The sequence below is a fragment of the Caldiplasma sukawensis genome, assembly GCF_052315375.1.
GTDB lineage: Archaea > Thermoplasmatota > Thermoplasmata > Thermoplasmatales > Thermoplasmataceae > Cuniculiplasma.
Map to the genome: position 1 here is coordinate 61,919 of NZ_JBLSDG010000006.1, position 19,891 is coordinate 81,809.

At 35.6% G+C, this 19,891-nt stretch carries 24 protein-coding genes and 1 tRNA gene; 11 read left to right on the plus strand and 14 right to left on the minus strand.

Features of this window, described 5'->3' with window-relative positions:
• Window positions 1–20 precede the first annotated feature (20 nt).
• From ACNF4Z_RS04680 to ACNF4Z_RS04690, 3 genes are read right to left on the minus strand one after another with little or no spacing between them, the layout of a single operon-like run.
• Window positions 21–839: a hypothetical protein gene (locus tag ACNF4Z_RS04680; RefSeq protein WP_458328085.1), complete on the minus strand. Its 819-nt coding sequence runs from the start codon at window positions 837–839 to the stop codon at window positions 21–23.
• Window positions 836–1,933, minus strand: coding sequence for a hypothetical protein (locus ACNF4Z_RS04685; RefSeq protein WP_458328086.1), 1,098 nt, complete (start codon window positions 1,931–1,933; stop codon window positions 836–838). The genes ACNF4Z_RS04680 and ACNF4Z_RS04685 overlap by 4 nt, the downstream gene beginning before the upstream one ends.
• Window positions 1,934–1,979: 46 nt before the next feature.
• Window positions 1,980–2,942, minus strand: coding sequence for an NAD(P)-dependent oxidoreductase (locus ACNF4Z_RS04690; protein WP_458328087.1), 963 nt, complete (start codon window positions 2,940–2,942; stop codon window positions 1,980–1,982).
• Window positions 2,943–3,036: 94 nt separating this feature from the next.
• Here ACNF4Z_RS04690 and ACNF4Z_RS04695 point away from each other — a divergent pair, with 94 nt between their 5' ends.
• Window positions 3,037–3,786, plus strand: coding sequence for a DNA adenine methylase (locus ACNF4Z_RS04695; protein ID WP_458328088.1), 750 nt, complete (start codon window positions 3,037–3,039; stop codon window positions 3,784–3,786).
• Here the strand turns inward: ACNF4Z_RS04695 and ACNF4Z_RS04700 are convergent.
• Window positions 3,773–4,198 carry a hypothetical protein gene (locus tag ACNF4Z_RS04700; protein ID WP_458328089.1) on the minus strand — a complete coding sequence of 142 codons (426 nt, stop codon included), beginning with the start codon at window positions 4,196–4,198 and terminating at the stop codon, window positions 3,773–3,775. The genes ACNF4Z_RS04695 and ACNF4Z_RS04700 overlap by 14 nt on opposite strands.
• Before the next feature lie 99 nt (window positions 4,199–4,297).
• On the opposite strand from ACNF4Z_RS04700, the gene ACNF4Z_RS04705 reads away from it, so the two are divergent.
• Window positions 4,298–4,369 (plus strand) — tRNA-Ala (locus ACNF4Z_RS04705).
• 88 nt (window positions 4,370–4,457) lie between these two features.
• Here ACNF4Z_RS04705 and ACNF4Z_RS04710 read toward each other — a convergent pair.
• Window positions 4,458–5,006 (minus strand): WHG domain-containing protein, encoded by a 549-nt coding sequence (locus tag ACNF4Z_RS04710; protein ID WP_458328090.1) that lies wholly within the window; start codon window positions 5,004–5,006, stop codon window positions 4,458–4,460.
• A gap of 7 nt (window positions 5,007–5,013) precedes the next feature.
• Entirely contained in the window at window positions 5,014–5,829 is an 816-nt protein-coding gene (locus ACNF4Z_RS04715) for an alpha/beta fold hydrolase (RefSeq protein ID WP_458328091.1), read from the minus strand.
• 760 nt (window positions 5,830–6,589) lie between these two features.
• Here ACNF4Z_RS04715 and ACNF4Z_RS04720 point away from each other — a divergent pair.
• From ACNF4Z_RS04720 to ACNF4Z_RS04730, 3 genes are all read left to right on the plus strand, one after another.
• The gene (locus ACNF4Z_RS04720; RefSeq protein ID WP_458328092.1) at window positions 6,590–6,814 is read left to right on the plus strand and encodes a hypothetical protein; all 225 of its coding nucleotides are present in this window, start codon (window positions 6,590–6,592) and stop codon (window positions 6,812–6,814) included.
• Complete coding sequence (locus ACNF4Z_RS04725; protein ID WP_458328093.1) at window positions 6,815–7,324, plus strand: aspartyl protease family protein; 510 nt, start codon at window positions 6,815–6,817, stop codon at window positions 7,322–7,324.
• A gap of 1,289 nt (window positions 7,325–8,613) precedes the next feature.
• On the plus strand, window positions 8,614–9,069 hold the full coding sequence (locus tag ACNF4Z_RS04730; protein WP_458328094.1) for a type II toxin-antitoxin system VapC family toxin: 456 nt from the start codon (window positions 8,614–8,616) through the stop codon (window positions 9,067–9,069).
• A gap of 281 nt (window positions 9,070–9,350) precedes the next feature.
• Here the strand turns inward: ACNF4Z_RS04730 and ACNF4Z_RS04735 are convergent, their stop codons facing one another.
• Window positions 9,351–9,494 carry a helix-turn-helix domain-containing protein gene (locus ACNF4Z_RS04735; RefSeq protein WP_458328107.1) on the minus strand — a complete coding sequence of 48 codons (144 nt, stop codon included), beginning with the start codon at window positions 9,492–9,494 and terminating at the stop codon, window positions 9,351–9,353.
• A 926-nt stretch (window positions 9,495–10,420) separates the two neighbouring features.
• On the opposite strand from ACNF4Z_RS04735, the gene ACNF4Z_RS04740 reads away from it, so the two are divergent.
• From ACNF4Z_RS04740 to ACNF4Z_RS04755, 4 genes are all read left to right on the plus strand, one after another.
• Window positions 10,421–10,594, plus strand: coding sequence for an MFS transporter (locus ACNF4Z_RS04740; RefSeq protein WP_458328095.1), 174 nt, complete (start codon window positions 10,421–10,423; stop codon window positions 10,592–10,594).
• 81 nt (window positions 10,595–10,675) lie between these two features.
• On the plus strand, window positions 10,676–11,500 hold the full coding sequence (locus ACNF4Z_RS04745) for an MFS transporter (RefSeq protein WP_458328108.1): 825 nt from the start codon (window positions 10,676–10,678) through the stop codon (window positions 11,498–11,500).
• 934 nt (window positions 11,501–12,434) lie between these two features.
• Window positions 12,435–12,659, plus strand: coding sequence for a hypothetical protein (locus ACNF4Z_RS04750; RefSeq protein WP_458328096.1), 225 nt, complete (start codon window positions 12,435–12,437; stop codon window positions 12,657–12,659).
• On the plus strand, window positions 12,652–12,969 hold the full coding sequence (locus tag ACNF4Z_RS04755) for a type II toxin-antitoxin system PemK/MazF family toxin (RefSeq protein ID WP_458328097.1): 318 nt from the start codon (window positions 12,652–12,654) through the stop codon (window positions 12,967–12,969). Before ACNF4Z_RS04750 ends, ACNF4Z_RS04755 begins: the two co-directional genes overlap by 8 nt.
• A 330-nt stretch (window positions 12,970–13,299) precedes the next feature.
• Here the strand turns inward: ACNF4Z_RS04755 and ACNF4Z_RS04760 are convergent, their stop codons facing one another.
• The 6 genes from ACNF4Z_RS04760 to ACNF4Z_RS04785 form a co-directional block, all read right to left on the minus strand.
• A complete protein-coding gene (locus ACNF4Z_RS04760) occupies window positions 13,300–13,485 on the minus strand; it encodes a hypothetical protein (protein WP_458328098.1) in 186 nt (61 codons plus the stop codon).
• Between the two features lie 454 nt (window positions 13,486–13,939).
• The gene (locus ACNF4Z_RS04765; RefSeq protein ID WP_458328099.1) at window positions 13,940–14,080 is read right to left on the minus strand and encodes a hypothetical protein; all 141 of its coding nucleotides are present in this window, start codon (window positions 14,078–14,080) and stop codon (window positions 13,940–13,942) included.
• A 183-nt stretch (window positions 14,081–14,263) separates the two neighbouring features.
• Entirely contained in the window at window positions 14,264–14,623 is a 360-nt protein-coding gene (locus tag ACNF4Z_RS04770) for a transposase (protein ID WP_458328100.1), read from the minus strand.
• A gap of 256 nt (window positions 14,624–14,879) precedes the next feature.
• Window positions 14,880–15,272, minus strand: a complete 393-nt coding sequence (locus ACNF4Z_RS04775) for a type II toxin-antitoxin system VapC family toxin (protein ID WP_458328101.1) — start codon at window positions 15,270–15,272, stop codon at window positions 14,880–14,882.
• On the minus strand, window positions 15,254–15,466 hold the full coding sequence (locus ACNF4Z_RS04780; protein ID WP_458328102.1) for an antitoxin VapB family protein: 213 nt from the start codon (window positions 15,464–15,466) through the stop codon (window positions 15,254–15,256). Before ACNF4Z_RS04780 ends, ACNF4Z_RS04775 begins: the two co-directional genes overlap by 19 nt.
• Window positions 15,467–15,914: 448 nt before the next feature.
• Window positions 15,915–16,091, minus strand: a complete 177-nt coding sequence (locus ACNF4Z_RS04785; RefSeq protein ID WP_458328103.1) for a hypothetical protein — start codon at window positions 16,089–16,091, stop codon at window positions 15,915–15,917.
• A 735-nt stretch (window positions 16,092–16,826) separates the two neighbouring features.
• Between ACNF4Z_RS04785 and ACNF4Z_RS04790 the strand changes: the two genes are divergently transcribed.
• A complete protein-coding gene (locus ACNF4Z_RS04790) occupies window positions 16,827–16,973 on the plus strand; it encodes a hypothetical protein (RefSeq protein ID WP_458328104.1) in 147 nt (48 codons plus the stop codon).
• 318 nt (window positions 16,974–17,291) lie between these two features.
• Here ACNF4Z_RS04790 and ACNF4Z_RS04795 read toward each other — a convergent pair whose 3' ends face one another.
• Window positions 17,292–17,579 (minus strand): PIN domain-containing protein, encoded by a 288-nt coding sequence (locus ACNF4Z_RS04795; protein WP_458328105.1) that lies wholly within the window; start codon window positions 17,577–17,579, stop codon window positions 17,292–17,294.
• A gap of 1,039 nt (window positions 17,580–18,618) precedes the next feature.
• Here ACNF4Z_RS04795 and ACNF4Z_RS04800 point away from each other — a divergent pair.
• On the plus strand, window positions 18,619–19,491 hold the full coding sequence (locus ACNF4Z_RS04800) for a hypothetical protein (protein WP_458328106.1): 873 nt from the start codon (window positions 18,619–18,621) through the stop codon (window positions 19,489–19,491).
• The last annotated feature ends 400 nt before the right edge of the window (window positions 19,492–19,891 follow it).

Sequence of the window (19,891 nt, forward strand, 5' to 3'; positions counted from 1 at the left end):
TAAATTGAATAAGTATTTTGTTAGAGGGATTTAAATTTTCTCTTAGATGATTCATATATCTCTCCCTCTATTCCAAGTGAGTTTAAAATCTCATCAAGTTCAAGAGCATCCTTTCCCTTGTTTCTCACAAACACAAGAAGATCATCATAGTGTATTCCACCTGATGGTGTCTGTTTCCTTATCTCTTCAAGAACCTCCTCTTTCAGGAGGGAAGTGTCCTCAGGAAGTTCAGGCTTCTTTACCACTGAAAGAAGTTCCTCAAATGTTCCATAATTGTAATCTACATATCTTGCAACTGCTTCCACAGCACCCTTTGCCTCCTCTTCTGTGAATCCCATTCCACTCAGTGTCTTTATGTCGATCTCAGGACTTTTTTTGATCTCATTTATGGCCATCAGTCTCCTCCTTAAAAAATGGCCTGTTCTGGCATTCCAGTAATTCAGCGAATTCAGATCAGTTTCTTTGATTATTTCCGGATTCATGTTTGAAAACAATCTTCCCTCAGCACTTCTGAAAAAATTTATCTTTGCAACCACAAAAACGTTACTGTTTTCATTTATTTTCTCCATGTTTTTCCATATATGTTCATTGAATTCCTTATGAAATACATTCACGTAAAATGCCCCCGTTCTATCAGATATAACAAGCCTTGTACTGTTATCCTCAACCCTCTTCTCAGTCACTGTACCGCAAAAAACGAATCTTCTTCCAATGACCCCTGTTGGTGTTATTGTATATTCCCTTTTTCCGTCCTCATCGCTCTCTTCTATTGTCTGAGAGTTCTCTGAAATTTCTCTTGAAAATACCCAGTAGGATGGTTCCCTTTTTCTCTCCATCATAAGAATTCTTCCTCCTGTATGCTCTCTATCTCCTTAACATTTGATTCATCAATAGGCAGAATTTTAAGTGCCCTGAATGCGAGTCCTCTTGTTGTATTTCTTGCGTTTCCATGAATTTCGAGAGCTCTTGACAGTACTTTTTCCTCCAACATTTTCGAAACTTCTCTTTTTAAAGGTGGTTTTTCCTTGTTTTTTAGATATGAATCATCTTTTTCCAGTATTTCCTTGAGAGCATCAAACCCTGCATTTACCATTATATAGCCTGATCCGTCATCAATTGTGAAGGAAAGATAGATATCAAGCTCAAGCTCTTTGTCCGGATGATCTGGACACCTGAGATCGTCAACGAGCTTTCTACACTCCGGGCATCTGGTAACTAGTCCACTTCTGTCTCCTGAAGATACAGGAAATCCTGTGATCCTCAATCCTCCCACTGGGTTCTCTATCTCAGATATGAATGAAATGCCCGGTTTATCATTAAGGTTGTATGATATCTCAGATATCTTTGAGGAACCGAAAAGTGATAATGAATAATAACCGTTGAATTCATCAACCCTTGCACCCTCTATTTCATAAGCCTTGCCCACCTCCAGTTTTTTATTGAATGAGGTTATGCTTATCCACCCTGTATTATCCCTCATAACGTATCTGTAGAGCTTTTTCTGTTCCCCTTCTTTTGAAGTGTATTCCCTTTCATCCTGTGATTCCACGACCCCCTCAACAGAGACAAACCGATCCTTCATTGATATATCCCTGATTTTATACTTCCTGTATTCCCTCTTTACCTCTATCTGATCAGGGATTAGTGTGAAAACTGTTCTTCTGTCAAAATAAAGTCTTGCTTTATCCTTGAAAATTTTTGAATATGCCCCTTTGATAATGTAAGATGATTTTTCAACAGCAGTGTCCGGCATATACCAGGCAGTATATGGAAGAACACCTGTTTCATCCCCAATCAAACCGTAGAAGTATACAAGGGGACCCTTTTGTGTTGTTGTCTCCCTTTTTGACTTTGACAGTATCCTACCTCTTATTGTGATATCCGTTAGCTCTTTCTTTATTTCATCAATTGGTGTGTATTTTGTGTTTTGCATTTCCTGTTTTCACATACTCTTTTACTATATTTTTTTATCGTTTTCTTTATAATATATCAAAATAGTCTTCCATTTTAACAATGTTTTTAGGTCTTTCTCCCCTCATGCAACTGGAAACGTTCTCTATTGCTTTCTCGTACTGTTCCATTGTTTTAACTATTCCCGAATTGTGGGGAGAACCCAGCACGTTTGGAAGAGAGAGGAAATCAAATTTTTCTGAGAATCTGCCCGGATGTTCATGCCACCATGTGTCAATACCTGCCCTGAACTTTTTATGGCTCTTCAGGTGTTCATATAGATCCTCCTCTTTTATTATGTCCCCTCTTGCAACATTTATTATAATTGCTTCTTCCTTCATCATATTCAGTTTGTTCTTATCTATAAGATTCCTCGTGTACTTATTCAGTGGTATTGAAATGAAGATTACATCACTGTTCCTCAACACATAATCGATCTTATCTAAGGTTCCGAAGAAATCAACATTATCCTCCTCCTTCCTTGAAATTACAAAAAGATTCATTCCGGCCCCTTTGCATAATCTTCCGATCTCTTTTCCAATACCACCGTAGCCAATTATTCCCGCTGTTTTTCCCTTTATCTGGTCACTTTCTGTATTCTGATCAAATATCCCTTCCCTCATTTTCATATGATTTGTCAGAAGATTTTTTGATAAGGCCAAATACATAGAGAAGGCATGCTCTGCCACTGGAACTGAATATGCACCAGCATTGCTGCAGAAAACTGTCCCCTTAGGGATACTCCGCAGATCAACCATGTCAACTCCTGCAGAAAGAGATTGTATCATTATTGGATTTTTCATCATGTTTGTATATTTTGAAATCTCACGGAGCTTTCCGAAACCGAATAGAAAAAATTTGTATTCTGATAAATCCATGCCATCTCTGTAGAATTCAATATTAACTCCATATTTTTGACCAATATCCATAATTTTTTTTCTATCCTCCTGGTTCAAGGTTATCATTAAGAGAAGAGTGTTTTCTTTATCCATGAAATTGAATTAAAGGAAGTTATTTAAAAAGAGATGCTTTTTTTATTACTACATTAATTTGGGAAAACTTAAATTTTCTCAATATATGTTGTTTGTGAAATATTACAGGATAATTAGATATCCCGGTGCAAAATGGCAAAGCTTAAGGGATATAAATGAAGTTTTCCTGAAATCAAATGCAGAAACATTCATTGATGTTTTTGGTGGTTCAGGAAACGTTTCTCTCAATGTGAATGCTAAACGCATAACATACAATGAAATTAACAGTGAACTTTTTAACATATTCTTTGTTATAAAGAATGAGCCTGAAAAGCTGCTTGAAAAAATTAAGAGATGGAAGACAATAGTTGATCAGAAAAATTCAAAAACAAGAGATCCTGTGGAGAGAGCAATAATAAGCATATATGAGTATAATGTTGGATTTGGCGGGCTCGGTAAGAGTTATAGAACAGAGAAGGAAAAAGGAGGATTGCAGAGATTTCAATACTCACTGAACAGGATGCCTGCCATAATTTCAAGAGTTTCTTCATGGGAGTTGAGTTCAGTTGATTGGACAGAAGTTTTCAGGAATGATGAAAGAGATGCCTTTTTCTACGTTGATCCACCATATCCAGGAAAGAAATGGTATGTGAAGAATTTCAATGAGGAAGATTACAAAAAACTGAAAGATGTGCTTGATGGCATTGAGGGTTCATACCTGATTAATTTTGAGAGTGGAAATCCCATGATTGAAAGAATATTTGGAAATCCTTCATTTACAAGGAAATATGATCTGAACAGAGGAAAAGAGAAAGAGAGAAAATTTACTTATCTGTCCTTCTACTATAAATTCAGGAAAGAGTGATTGAAATGTTAAGGTTGCCAAAAAAATTGTAATCCGGTGAAATTAGAATCACATTGACAGATTGACCAGAACTTATGATTCCAGAAGTGTATGACGCTACTGAAAATCCATCAGAAACAGCAATTTTTGTTATCACACCAGTTGATGCATCAAACTTTAAAGGAAATGAAATGGAAATCCTTGAATTGCCTGAATATGTAAATTTCCCATAATCAAAGATGTAGGAATTCTCAGCACCATTATTAACTTTGGTTACAACTGAAATAGACTGGATATTGATGGTTGGTCCAAAAAATGAATTTTGCAGGGAAAGAAGCCCTATTGTTGAAAATAAAATAACAACAACTATGGTGAAAACCTTTAGACCCAGTTTATCCCTGATCCATGGCCTTTCATATTCAACTGGCTTCATTGCATGATTATTAGAACAAGGATTATAATTTTCACCATGATCAGAACTCTATTTGATCAAATAAAAAAGGTATATTACAGGTAAAACATTTTGGGTTACGGGCCGGTAGATCAGCGGTAGATCGCCTGCTTCGCAAGCAGGAGGCCTCGGGTTCAAATCCCGACCGGTCCACTTTTCTGTTCAAGGAATCTAAGTCCATTTCTTTTGTTAATAGTCAAGTAATGAGCCATAGTTTCCTAATGGTTTCACAAAAAGATTTTCAAACCCAATAATTCATATTTGATATTATGATTTCTTTAACCATCTCAAAACTTTTATCTGGACTGATTTTTATTCCAAATCCACCAGACATTTCCAGTGAAACGAACCCATGTAGCACGCTGCGTAAGTATCTTGTGGCGTGAACGAGTTTGTCTTCCTTTATACCATAAATTTTCAGTACAGCATAAATCGTATCAATTATTTCTTCTGCAACAGATATGACATCTTTACTGTCTGCAACATCACTTTTCACTGTTACACTATACACTGCAGGATGTTTCTTTACAAAAAGCCTGAATGAATCGGCAAACGCTTTAATGGCATCATCTCCTGAAACTCCTATAACAGCGTGCTGCAATTTCTGAGCCATGAGCTTGAGACCTTTTAATCTCAAGAGTTTGATCAAATCATCCGTTCCTTTTACATGCTCATACAGAGACGGTGGCTTTACTCCTAGCTCCTCGGCTATCCTGTATAGAGTTAGCTTTTCTAAACCCTCTTCATCTGCAATCTTCATTGCTGTATCTACGACAATTTCTGTAGTCAACCCAGCCCTATGAGACACTGCCTTCACCTATGAAATTTATTAAACATTTTATAAATTCTTCCGGATATTCGGCTTGAGGGTAATGTCCTGCACCCTCAATCATTAACGTTTTTGCACCGATTTGTTCAGCTAGCCACTCCATTTCATTTTTGGGATTTGGAAAATCTGGATCCTTGGAACCCATCACTACCATAGTAGGCACCTTCAATTTTTCAATGTTCTCTTGCGCTTTGTCATGGTTAGTTGCGGCCATCTTTTGGAAAGCTTTCATCCTGCCTTTTTGGGAAAGCATTTTCCGTATAGAGTAACGATAGGTTTCCATGTCTGGAGGTTTGACAGAAGGATAGAGAACGGAAGACTGGTAATTGGCCCAAACCCAGGGGCCCCAAGGTCTTACGATGGCTACCCTGAAAAGAAAAAGCTTGAAATGTGATATAGGAACATTGCGTGCAAAAGGTGAGATGAGGACTAGCTTTGTAATTAGTTCAGGGTGCTTGGCGGAAGCTATAATGGAGGCCCCCGCTGATATCGAGTTACCTACAAGAACAACTGATTTCAAGTCAAGTTTATTGATGAGTGTAACAATATCAAGAGCAATTGATGATTCGGAATAATCCTTCCATCTAGCACTTGAATCACCCATTCCCCTCAAGTCCATAGTGATAACTCTGAATCCTCTTTTATTCAAATCACCAGTTATAAACCTGTAAACACCCTTCAGATCACCCATGCCTGGAACTAGCAGTATAGGCATTCCACTTCCTCCTGTGTCCTCAAATGCAATTCTTCCCTCACCAACTGTCATATACCTTGTGGTCGTCATTTTGATTTCCTCCTCCAGTTATTAACTATTAATATTAAGATTTATCCTAATTATATAAGGTTAGTGCGTTCGCAGTATTCACTTAAAACATTAATCAAATCCCGACCGGTCCACTCGGAATTTTTCTGAGTCTGCAAAGAAAATAAAGGATGGGTTTTTTCGCCAGACTTTCAGGTAGGAGGTCTTGAAGGTTGAAAGATTAAGGCCATATGCTCTGGCATTGTCCAGGATTTCACTATCAATGAACAAACCCACTCTCTCTTTTTTGTGTCATTATGCGCATATATACACACAGGAATACAAGAAATTCATAGTTTTATTCCATCAAGTGAATTTTAATTTCCTACGATTATTTGTAAACAGGTAATACAGTATCCTCAGACTGAGTTAATTTTTTAGACAGCATTGGATAGCTATGCAGAGAGAAGAGGATAAGATAACCGTCTGCACTCATCCTATATTTATGAGAGTTTGTGAGTGATAGCTGTTTTTCCCTTTTCTGACATTTTTGATCTCTATATCCTTCATTGCTGCATTGTGGGTCATAAAGACAGTAGAGATGCCTAAAGGAGAGAAGTCGTTAAGTGAATGTGAGGTCCTATCAAACTCATTAAAAAGCGCCTTTCTCATTCGCATGCAATTAAATTTTTCAATAACATTTCTTGCGTTCGGTCAGGAGCCTTGAATAATAGAAAAGTCGACTGAGAAATAACAATGTCAGATCTGAAAAAGTATATACACAAGACCGAAATATAAGATTATGACATTTGAAGAAGACCTTGAATTTTATAAAAAAAATGAACAGAAATTTATGCGAGAATACAAAAATATGTTTGTTCTAATTAAGGATAAAAAAGTACATGGTTCATTTTCTAATTTTCAGGATGCGCATAGAAAAGCCCTCGAGCTATTTGGCGTAGAAGATGTATTAATAATACAAATGACAGAACAACAGCCATTGAATTTTCTGGCTTCGGTGGCGTAAATGGGGCTACTTACAATATCCCCAATGGGTTTCAAAACAGCCGCAGATCCTAGTGACCCTAAAAAAATCAATTTGCAATGGAATCCTTCAGTTGGGGCATTATTTTTGGCACAACAAGGTATAATTTTGAATGTTGCGATATCTCCAGACATGCTTACTGTTTCCACACTCCAGACTCAGGGGTTGCAAACTCCTCAACCATTTCTTTGCAATGCTCTAGTTGATACTGGGGCATCAGGTCTTGCTATTGATAAGAAAATTGCCTCTGCCCTTGGTCTAAAGAAGAAGGGAGTGACGAACAATCTAACAGCAAATGGAGCGAAAATTTCTCCAGTTTATTTTGTATCTCTAAGTTTTCCAGGCTCTAACCTTAAGAGTTATGACATGCTGAGAGCAACAGAAGTTGATTTAGCTAACCAATCTTTTCATTGTCTTATTGGAAGGGAGACTATGAGTAATTGGCATATGCATTATAATGGACAAACAGGTCAAATAAGTATATCTGATTAGCTATTTAAGTAACTATTTGTTATGTTAGTGTTAGTCCCCTATTTGCTGAGATTCTATCTCATATAATATGGCAATTGGAGATTTTTGGAGATTTAAATTAAAGGGGACTCAAAGGGAATTGACAGGTTCTTTTGCTTGCTAACAATACACTTATCGTTGGTTTTGCTAGTTTGAAACTTATTCTTGTTGATCACACATCATTGCAAGTTATGATCGATAATATACAAAAAGGTGCTTATTTGACCTTTTTTATTGACAAAGGCTATTGGGAACTTATAAATCACGAAAGGATATCCTTGTTTAACTATTGGCTAAAGATAGAATTTGCCTCCTAAGATTAGGCTTTTTATCATGGATTTTTGGTATTCGCTTAAAACTTTAATCAAATCCAGACAGGTCCATTTAATGCATTTTGCTACTCAGGGAAGTTCCCAGTTCCGGCAAAAATGTACTGGTCAATCTTTGAAGCTTCAGTGCAAATTGAGAAATAGTTGCCCTTGTTTAAGATTTCTGATATCACATCGTGGCTGTCGATGACAATAAGGATTCTCCAGTCCACATTATACGAACCAATGGCTCGGATTTACAAACTAGATCATGGTCTTTGGATTCCAATTTCCCTTTGTTCAAAGATGAGAAATAGGCAAGTGGTTCATATTGCTAAAATAATTAGGAAAATTATCAATAAATTCAGTTCAAAGCTTATTTCAATTGATATCCACAATTGGTACCCATACAATTTTGCCACTTGATTCAATATGGCTTGTGATGATGAAACCTTTAATTCATAATGTCTTTGAAAGCAAACTCGAAGGGCGCAAGAATGAAGATACGCTCCTATTTGGTTTGTGAAATGGCTAAGAGATGTGCCATTTAGGCGCTTGGGACAAAAGTTTTTTTTATAATAGATTTATTTTACCCCTATGGCTTTTGTTGGAGAGCCTTCTTCTTAGTGTTATTCTATCAATTCTACTTGTTTTTGGAAGGGCTTTCATTACCCATAGTTCTGGTATGAAGGTAAATAGTATTATACCAATATACCATTTAAATTTAAATGAAAGTTAAAACGAGTATATCCATAGACAAACAGATTTGGATGGAGCTTAAGAATTTCGCATTACAGCGAGGTATGGATATAAGCTCCATCCTAGAGGATGCTATCGAAAACGAGCTGTATTTAAATTTAGACAAATCCTTGATGAAATATTCCAGATGTGGTAAATCTGAACTGGACTTTGAGCCGATTAAACCAAAGGGCAAGGTATCTGACCTAGTAAGGAGCATGCGGGATGACAGAGAAAGTCGCATATCTTGACAGTAGCGCAATAGTAAAGAGGTATGTGTATGAAACTGGCTCGGAATTTATTCGAGCACAATACAGTGAAGCTTATCTAGGAAACGTTCTGCTTTCTTTTAATGTTTGGAATATTGGGGAGGTTATTGGAGTATTTGACAGGGCACACAGACAGAAAAGAATTACAAGGGAACAGTTGGATGAAGTTATGGGCAGATTCTCGAATGAGACTGCGAGGCTCAAGAAGATAAGCAGAATCAGGATAATTACCTTATCGGAAAGCGTACTGGAAAGTAGCTGGGATGTTGTGATAAAACACCATATCTATGTTGCTGATGCCTTACAGATTACAAGTGCTATTGAAGCTGGATGTAACGAGTTTTACACTGGAGATGAAAAACTTCATAAGTTGGCACTCTCCTCCGGCTTAAATTCGTTTTATATAGGATGAACATTGTCCCCTTAAATAAACAACCGTGCTTTAATTCCAGTGTGCTCAACAGTTTTCACTTAATCCTTTAATTAAATCTCAACCGGTCCATTATTTTTATTCTTTGTATTTCACTCTCATAGATTAATTCAAGACCTCCGTGTATGTTAATATTCTCCTTAGCATTAAAATAAAGAAAACATTGGGAACTTTGTTATTTCATTATTAATGGCTGTTAAATAGCTCGTCCATTATGCGTTCCCTGCTCTTCTTATATCAGTAACAAATGTTGAGTTTGCAATTCATAGTTTTTTTGCTACCTGGTCAGAATTTATCTTTCGTGGAATATCGTAATAGCCGGAATAGTACGATTCCTTAAGAACCACGAGTTGCCTACATGTAAGACTATCCAATGGCGAACTTATTGGCAGTCTTGCCTTTGTCACAGATAAGACTCTTAAATCAAACCCTTCACTTTTTCTGGCCTCAATGAATTTCAATATATCTTCTAAATTGTTTAGGAATGTAAGGAGGTATTTGCCGTTGTTGACGTCAATTGATAAAGGAAAAATTTAGAGTTTAGCATTGGTCTTGTCTGATTCGATGAAATTGATGGGTGGATTACCTTTTACAAATATTGTATAGATTTCATTTAAAGAATTGAAATCGAGAATCTGAACGTTGATCTATGGGAAATTCAAGAACGGAAGATCCTCGACACCATGACCCTTCCCCAAAAATTTCACCTGTATAATAATCGAAAACTCATCAGCCCTTTTCCTGAGAAAGTAAATTACCCTGAAAAATTCAACATTTCGCATCATTAAAGCAATCTCTATGGCGCCACTTGGTTCCTTATTCGGAATCTCGCTACTTTTTTCAATTTCGATGACTACCTTTGCATGATTTCATTAAAGCACCTGCTTTAATAGTCTTTCTTATATAATATAGAGTATACTCTACAATTAACTTATGGCTAGTGATAATATGCAAAGATGATAAAAATGATTCAAGAGAAATGGGTTGCACTTTCAAACACGACTATGGGTGTACTTATGGCAGCAATAAACTCCAGTATTCTTCTCATTGCGCTTCCATCTATATTCAAAGGGATAGATCTCAATCCACTATCGCAGGGGGCGTTCGCCTATCTACTATGATTCTGATTGCTGACATGATAATTACCGCAGTGATTCTTGTTACAATTGGAAGACTCTCGGACATGTTTAGCAGAGTAAAACTTTTCAATTTATGATTTGCAATATTCACCTTCGGATCAATACTCCTCTTCTTCACACCCAACAAATGAGATCTCGGAGCATTGGATCTGATTTTATTTAGAATGGTTAAGACCTTAGGTGGGGCATTCCTGATGGCAAATTCCAACGCAATAATAACGGATAACTTTACCAAGAAAGAAAGAGGATTTGCACTGGGCATAAATCTAATCGCAGCTACGGAGGGGATGAGTCTTGGTATCTTACTCGGAGGCGTTCTTTCTGTGATAACTTGGAGGTACGTATTTCTTATAAGTGTGCCTGTGTGAGTTCTTGGCACAATATGGTTATACTTAAAATTGAAGGAGACCTCTCCTATAAGAATAAAGAGGCTTGATATCCCTGGAAATTTGACATTCGGTATCTGGCTTGTCATCCTACTTTTAGGTGTCACCTATGGCCTAGTTCCATATAGATCGAGTTCAATGGGGTTGGGAAGTCCATGGGTCATAGCTGCTTTAGTTATTGGAACTGTTATGCTCATAGCTTTTCCCTTTATTGAAAGAAGAGAGAAACAGCCCATGTTCAGGTTAGGCCTGTTCAAGATACGTGGATTTGCACTTGGCAGTTTTGCTGCTATGATCACTGGGATGGGCATGATGGGAATGATGTTTATGATCATCTTTCTATTGCATGGGATATGGCTTCCTCTGCATGGTTATTCCTATAATAGCGTTCCTTTTTGGGCTGGAATATTTATGTTACCAATGACAGTTGGAATGACAATATTTGGCCCTATCGGCGGCAAGCTATCTGATAAGTACTGTTCGAATGGCATAGCAAATACCGGGCTGGTAATGGCAGCATTTGCAATATTCGTGCTCACCACTATAAGTGCGAATTTCTTGTATGCAGAAAAGGGGGTTTTGCTATTTGTTTTCGGTGCAGGTTACGGTAGGTTCAACGCACCAAATGCATCAGCATTAATGTCTTCTGTTTCGCCTGAGGATAGGGGAGTAGCATCAGGGATGTTTTCAACTTTGAGAAACGTAGGATCAACCGCAAGTATGGTAATATTCTTTACTCTACTAATAATAGAATTGACTGCCATGCTCCCACACACTCCGTTTTCAGGCCTCACCAGTGCTGGCATTAATACCTCTGTTGCAAAATCGCTTTCATCACTTCCGTCCACGTATCCCATTTCAGTGCATTGCTTGGCATTAATCCAATAGACGAAATTGTAACGCTGCTTCATATTTCGTCGCAAATTTCTCCATCTGCTCTTTCAGCGATCTCTGCGACAAAGTGGTTTCCAAGGATATTTGCTCCAGCCCTCATGTCTTCTCTTAGAAAAGTGTTTTACGTGGATTTGACAATAATTCTGATAGGTACCCTGATACATACCTGAGAGAATCTTTTAGGAAGAAAAACAGTATTGAGAATAAGGATCAAAAATGATTGTGAGCGTTTGACACAAATTCTTACAATCAGTATAAATTGGTGAAATAATATGCACACATTTGAATTAAAAGACATAGAATCAGGTTATAACGGGAAATTCGTTATAAATGAAATTATGTTCAAAGCCTCTGAATTTTCTCTATAGGTGGTGCATGGCCACAACGTAGCTGTGAAGATTACGCTTTTCAGGACAATTGCGGAGATACTTGAACCTTTAAAGGGGTAGATATGGCTGGATGGCAGAAATCTTTCAGGCCATAGCGGTAATCTTGGCATTTTTTGCCTCCTTATGCTTTCAGGAAAACTGATAAGAAGAGAGATTTTTACCCTGAATTTTTCTTTGAGGAATACTTATAGAAGCACAAACCAATTGAAAAATTGTCCTATAAAGATCCAACAAATGAAAGGCTATGAAAAACGAAAAATCATGGACATAGTATTCGCTTAATAAATTAAGCAAATCCCGATCGGTCCAACCTGGCTATAACTGAATTTCTTTATATGTAATGCATAAAATCCAATGCATTATTTTCAACTTGAACGTAATAGTGGTTCAAAATAGAATTTATAACGCGTGATTTAAGGAAATCAAGTTACTTGTGGTCGATTTGTATCACAGATAATATAATGGCGAGTATTAATGTACTATATTAGAACTATAGTAGATGGTATAAAACATTATATACAAAATATAGATAACACATAGTGTCAAAATCTAGCGTAACAACAATTCAACTTGATAGGTCGGTTGTAGAGGCACTTAAAAAGTTTAAAAGATATCGGCGGGAAACCTATAGCGAGATAATTCTTAATCTTATAGAAAATGCAGGAGAGGTTAGTGAACTTAAAACATTTGTGCAAAAGGCTCAGGAAGAGAGGATGAAAGAGTTATGGGGAGAGGGCGACTACTCTGGGTGGGAAAATGCCTGAACCTGGAGACGTCATATTGACAAGAGTGAAATTCCCTGATTCAGATGACTTTAAAATTCGACCAGCCCTCATATTATTCGAGGAATTTGGGAACATTGTAATAGCAGGCATAACAACTAACACAAAAATGAGTGGTATAAGCATATTGAAAAGTGAAGGAGCTGCCCAGGATAGTGTAATTAAGTTGAATTATATCTTTACTATTACAAATAGTGCCATAATTAAAACTGTATTCCGATTGACCCCTGAAAAAAGGAATTTGGTCTTTGACGAATTCACAAAGAAACTTTCGCTACTTAAGCAAGTATAATAGATTCGCATCTACTATAATGAGCAATATTACCTAACTTCACATATCGGACCTATATAAAACCATTTGTACAATTCACACGTAAATCTCGTAATATCCTCAATATAGCCGTAGATCTAAAAACTACCTAAGGCATGAAAAGTAGTGTTAACCTAAAACATTAAAAGGTAAGTTTCTAATTCACGGGCTGAGAGATATATTTTGACTAAGAAATTGCTTTTGAAATTAATTCCTTTAACCTCTTCCCCGCATCCGGGTTCCATTCTGCTACTGCGAAACCTGTAAGCCATATGGTTCTGTTGCCCAGGTTCGCTTTATGACTTAAACCAACTAGGGCATATCTCGTTTTAAACTTAAGTTTTTCCTGAAAAACAAAAGAACTGAACCATTTTTCTCATAAAATGGCATATTGTAAAATGTTCGTGGAGTGAGTCTTGGATCTGCCCCCTTAATTAAAGCATGCAAGTATGTTGCAATTGACCGACCAGGTTCATCCATTTCTGAAATCTTAAACACTACTTCTTTTTAAGACTCCTCGGGATTCTGTTTATATAATTTCTTTCTGATTGAATATATCTCCTTTGCTCTCTCTTCCCTAGCTAATTTTTCTTCATCGGTGAAGCCAGCGTTGACATTGTCCTTTTTTTCCGAAAAATTCCCTATTCATAAAATGCAGAAATATATAAAAGGTTTTTATTTTCTACCTCGTTCTGTAAATTTTCTGAATAACTTCCAGATTACACCTGAAAATCAAGCTCTTTTTGACTGTTTAATTTCTTAATTATCTCTTTTTATCATTTTTTCCCCTAAAATTTCTTGAATATCTGATAGCTAATGCTATCCATTGATGATCTTCAATGCAAGTACATTGTAAGCAAAACATGCAAACATGAACTTCACCCTCTCTTCTCAATTTTGTAACCATGACAAGTGAAAAATGAAATACTCTTTTCATGATTGCATATGGATATTACACAAGTGATCTCTTTCTTGATATCACCAGATTCCTCCTTATGGATTCAATTGATAATTTATGATTCTTTACGGATCGATCCATTGTGCCATCTATTCCCTTTGGATCATGTTCGAAGTATCCTTTGTCTCTGTACACTGTGATTCCTCTTTTTGAAAGATCGATTGTTGTGTAATGATCCTTTGCTGTTGTGACAGCATAGGATCTTATAACTGGAAAAGGAATGTTGTCATCAACAATTGTGTTTATCCTGTATAGAAGAATTTTTTTGTTTTTCTTGGTGAATGATCAATCCTTTGAACTTCTTGTATTTCCTTCTGCTCATTGTTCATCATGCTTCAAATGTCTAGGACCTGACGTTATGAATGTTGCATCCTGAACTGAACCTTTTTTCACCCTGATGCCTTTCAATTCAAGCTTTCTCTGTAACTCATTCCATATGATTCGATATCTTCCTGTTCTGGATAATTTTTCCCTGAATAACCATATGGTCTTAGCATCCTGGAACTGATCAGGAAAATCAAGAAAGTTTATGAATGAAATTCTATATTTTATGAGTGTTTCAGACTGCTCATCAACCATGTTGAACATGCTATGTGAGAACAGTACCTTGATCTTGGTTTTCACAGGTATGTTTGGCCTTCCACAATTATCTGTATCATTGTGATACAGAGAATTCAATAGGGTGTAAATGCATCCCAGTCAATGGCATTCTTAATGGATACCAATGGATCGTTTATCTTCATTGAATTGTATTTCTCTTTCAACGCATGAACAAGAAGGCCACCAATACTTTAACATGGGTGTTTCATGAATAAAAGTTAGGTGTTTAATGAGAGGGTTATTAGAACTGCTCATAAGAAAATTAGGTTCTTATGTCTTAAATTACGGTATTCGCTTAAAACTTTAATCAAATCCTAACTTGTCCATTTTAACTTTATTTGAAAATCTTGAGACCGTCCTCAATAAAGATTTCAAAATGCTCATCCATGGTATAAAGCGAGCAGCCGTTATTAATTGCTATTGACGCAATAATAGCGTCCATTCTTGGAACTGACTTTCCTTTTCTTTCCGCACTTAGTTCTAACAGGGCAGACAGTTCACTATCTTTTTTAGTGTATTCCAGTGTTGTCATCTGCACGATTAGGCGAGAGTCCTTTGAGTATTTTTGTATGCCATAAAGTAACTCATGCATGTTGACTGAACTCGTGCAATATTCTTCTCCACTTTCCATAATTTTGTCCATGAATACCTTGCCTATGCTTGATTTCTTGTTCATTATCTCTATAATAACATCGGTGTCCAGAAGAATCAATTTCTCCTCTCCCACCTTTTATCTTTTATTCCCGCCATAAACTCATTCTTGTTTTCAAATTCCATGCTTCCACGTAGAGACAAAAGCATTTCTTTTTTGTTCTGTGATTTAACAAGTCTGTGAAGAAGTTCACTGAAGCTTTCGTTTTCTTTTTTACACCCTAATAGTTCATCATAAACTGATTTCTTAATGGTTATGGTTTTTGACATAACATATGTTTATGTTTAAACATTATTTATACTTTTATACGGATGAAGTTAAAATTGCCTTACGCATTCTGATTTTAAGGATCTGTTAAATGTTTTGACAACGCCACCACCAATGCATTTAAAGGCAGAAAACAATGCCAATAGATGTCTTGATTTCTATTCTTATGCCAATTCCTTATAGACTGATTGCAGAAACTATCATGAAAGTGATAGCCCGGATTGCCATTCCTATGGACCAAACGAAGAATTATCCAGACATTTAGAACAAGATTCCGTTTTCTATTTCACCAATTACTCCAGCAAGGATTACAATCGCACATATTCTTATTGACAATAACTGAGTTTTAAAACTAATGACAAGGAATACTAGAAATACTAAAAGAATGATAAATCCATTAATGATGTGTACCATAACAAAATCAAAGTGAACTCCAAACTACAGTATAGACTAAATTGCTCCAATGTGTTTCATCGATATGTTCATCTCGGGATTAATTGTAATTCCCAGCCAGAACTGTTCAATCAGAATGGAAAGAAAGAAAAAGTTTACCTTTCGAATCCTCACATTATAGTTTGTTTTTCCATGTTCGATTAATTTTATAGGTTTATCTCCGTGATTCTTCATTTTTATCATCCAATGGCATTTCACAGTTATGTTTTAGATATCTTATTGTAAATTGTTCACTTTTGGTGTAACAATAGCAGACTTACTAGATCATCTGATAAAAATGGGATTGTCCGTAAACGAGGCAAAGATCATAGAATGTCTGATCAATAATGATGTTGCCATTGTATCTGATATTCACCACATAATCATATTCCAGGAAATAAAATATATGAAACTATGAAAAGACTTGTTAATTCATGATTTGTTGAAATTTAGCCAGGATGATCTCTTTTGTTTAAGATGAACCATATAGAAAATCATTTCGTTGATTGTCGAGGAAAAAGAAAGTCCTTTGAAAGAGTAGTACAGTTATACAAATCACAGATTTAGAAAAAAACCGAGAAAGATGATACACTACCTTGGATTGTTCGTGTGAGATGTGTCATTATGATACAGCTCTTGAATCTAGAAAACTCCACATTCTTCAGTATTTTTATGTTCGGTGAATATCAGAATTCGTATATTAAGCATGTAGCAATGATAGCAAAGAATATAACTAAAAAAGGAGTATGCGTTAGGTTAGTAAGCATGTTAAAACCTACTGAAGAATCGCCAGATTCAAAGAATCGTATTAAATTGATTGAGTATAGAACGATCAAGGTTAGTATCCTTAATAGTGAAAAATTAGATCAATAAAAAGCCAAAATTGTCAGCGGATTAGAACAGGCTCATAGTCAAGGATGTGCGTGAGTAATGGATGAGTTACTGGCATTCAATATAGTGGAGAGTGACGAGGACCTAACCAAAGCTAGGGAAATACTATTTAAGTCTTTTGGGGTACCAATTATAGAAAAAGGCACAATTGAAAGCATTATATCTATTGTAATAAGAAGATATTAGGCAATAGAAGATGTGGCTAAAAAATTCATTACGAGATTAACTGGAAAACACGGACCACTCAATTCTGTAGAAGAATATTTAATGCGGAAAATTTAGAAAACAATTTAGGATGTGATACATATTAATGGCCGAGCTTACTAAAATCAATTAATCATAGTATTGGCTTGAAACATTAATTAAATCCAAATTTTCATCAAACTATATCTCAATAACTTGAATGCCAAGGTTCTTGTATTCATTATATAATATTTTGTCAAATGTGACCAAAGATGTCTTTCACGAATATGCATCTTATTCTATTATCCAGTCATTAAAATCTCAGAAGCTGAGCTTGTTTTCAACCATTAAATTGGTTACCTTCTCTATTGTCTTTCCAGAAAGCCAGGATTTGGTGAAATATTCACTATGCAATAATTCATCAATTTTATTTCTGACATTATTATTATCTATTCCATATCTTGGAAGCACAAAACCAAGTTCAACAATTGAGAGCAAATTTATTATGGGATCATTGGAACTATCCATAAGCTCATTTGCACTGGTATGGTGTGGCGGATTCTCTATGGTATCATACACCAGAACATTTGTGTCTATATACACTCTCATTTGTTGTTCTCCTCCCATTCAGCCCTTATTTCACTGTTTGCGTCAAGTGATGAAAAATTCTCAATAACCTTGAAAGTGATTCTGCTCTTCCCCCTTTTTGTAGATTTCATCCGGCTCCCCAGATGCTGATTTATGATTTTAGAAATATTCTTTGTGCTACCTCACTTTTCTGCTGATTCCTTAACTATTTATGCATATATGTCATCATCAAGGTTAATGGTTGTTTAGACCGTGAATTTTGATATTTATACTACATAAACATATTACGGTTAAATTCTATCTTTATTTATGGTATTTGTAGTTAATCAGAGATCATAGTATTCGCTTAAAATTTTAATCAAATATTCCCCTTCCATTCTAAAATTAGTTGAAAATCTTGAGACCTTTCTCAATAAAGATTTCAAAATGCTCATCCATAAGCAACGTAGATTTCTATCCAAATTATTTGTTTGTAAATTATAGATACCATGATAACGTTCTTTTTTTCATTTGTTTTGCTATATTCCATACTCCCCTGCAACATACAGATAATAGTTCATTCCTATCGATTTGAGTTCCATATTCTCTCAATGCTCTACTTTCATAATAAACTAAGTTTTCTTAACAGGTTCAGGTGCACCATCCATCATGGACAGGTGTGTTAATACATGTCAATAGTATTTACACGTTCCCACTTGAAATGCTTGAAATGGAAACTTTGCAGAATATTACAGTATTTAGAATGAATTAATCAAACATGTGATCTGGGAATATATTCAATTGTTTCATGAGATTAAACTAATATGTGTTAATTGAATTGATTCAGGTAAGTTATATCTAATTTAATCCTTAGTTATACTCTCCTGCTATTTTACAATAAGAATTTTCACCATATTCAAAATAAAAAATGCAACTGAAATACTTATATTCAGAACAGACTTTTAAAGTAGTTATCTTTCTGGCTTTAGTATTACGTTTTCAGATTGTTTAGTTACAATGTAATATATAAATAATGAATATATATATATATATATATATCTAAAAACATTACTTCCTTAATATGAATTTAAAACTATCTTTATTGGAAATAACAGCTATAATGATTGTTGTGATTTTGTTAGGTACAGGGATTCAACCTGCCACTGTTCATAATAGTCATGTTGCAGGTGATTCTGAAGTTACTTTACCAGGAGTAAAACATTTATCAAATATAAACAATTCAAATTTAATGATTGAAAGATCAATCATTAGGGAAAACAAAATGGTTGATGCAAAACAGATTACTGAAAATATTGATCCATATGTCAGTATACACTTGACATATTATATATCAAAAACAAATCCAAAAAGTGATCTGGGAATAAAGGAATCTGTTTATTACAAAGGAAAAATTTTTTCATCTTCATTTGTCTCCATTACAAACAAAAAAATCGAAGTTCTAAAATTAACAAGCAATTTTAATATAACGAGGGCAAAAATATCAGATACAGGAGGAGTAGGAGGAAGAATACACAAAGAAAACATAAATTTTGGAAAAATACTGTGTTGGACAGATGAAATAGGCCCCAATAATGCATTCATACTATCATTCAATCAGGAAAACACTGAAAGATTGATAACTTATATAGCTCTTCCTGGAATAGGTGGAAGTGGTTTTGGGTTTTTAGTTAGTAAGGCTGCTCCGGTAATCGCCGATTTTCTCGCCGTTTCAGCAGATACCTTAGTGACAGCTTTTTCGGCTGTAATTGCGATCGCAGCATTTACAGCCTCAGTTCTGCAACTTATTGACGCTATGGGAGGTTATCAAGGAATCTATTTCGGAGTGGGTTATGTCACCATAAACCTGTGGTTCATTACAGTAAATGTTCCTTATCCTGTCTTAAATTCAAATCCTGCTCCCGGGTTTGAACCAATAATGAATCAATGTATTTGAAGGTGGTAATATTGGGAAAAATAGAGAGTTTCATTTCACATTTTATAATAAGAGCAAAATGGAACAGAAGAAACCGAATCATTTTCTCGATTGTTGCCAGTGCGGCTATAATTTGTTTTTTAGCCATTCTGCTTAACGAAGAACTTTCATATGTAATTTCGGTAAAGATCTATTCAATATTACTAATAGGTTCTATGTTTATTATGCTCTACTCATTATTCGGTGTAAAATGGATAGATAAGCCTACTCGATAATGATATATATTCTGAACATTATCCTCTATTAAATACAAATCCTGCTCCCGGGTTTGAACCAAGATTGAATCAATGCATTTGAAGGTGGTAATATTGGGAAAAAAAGAGAGTTTCATTTCACATTTTATAATCAGAGCAAAATGGAA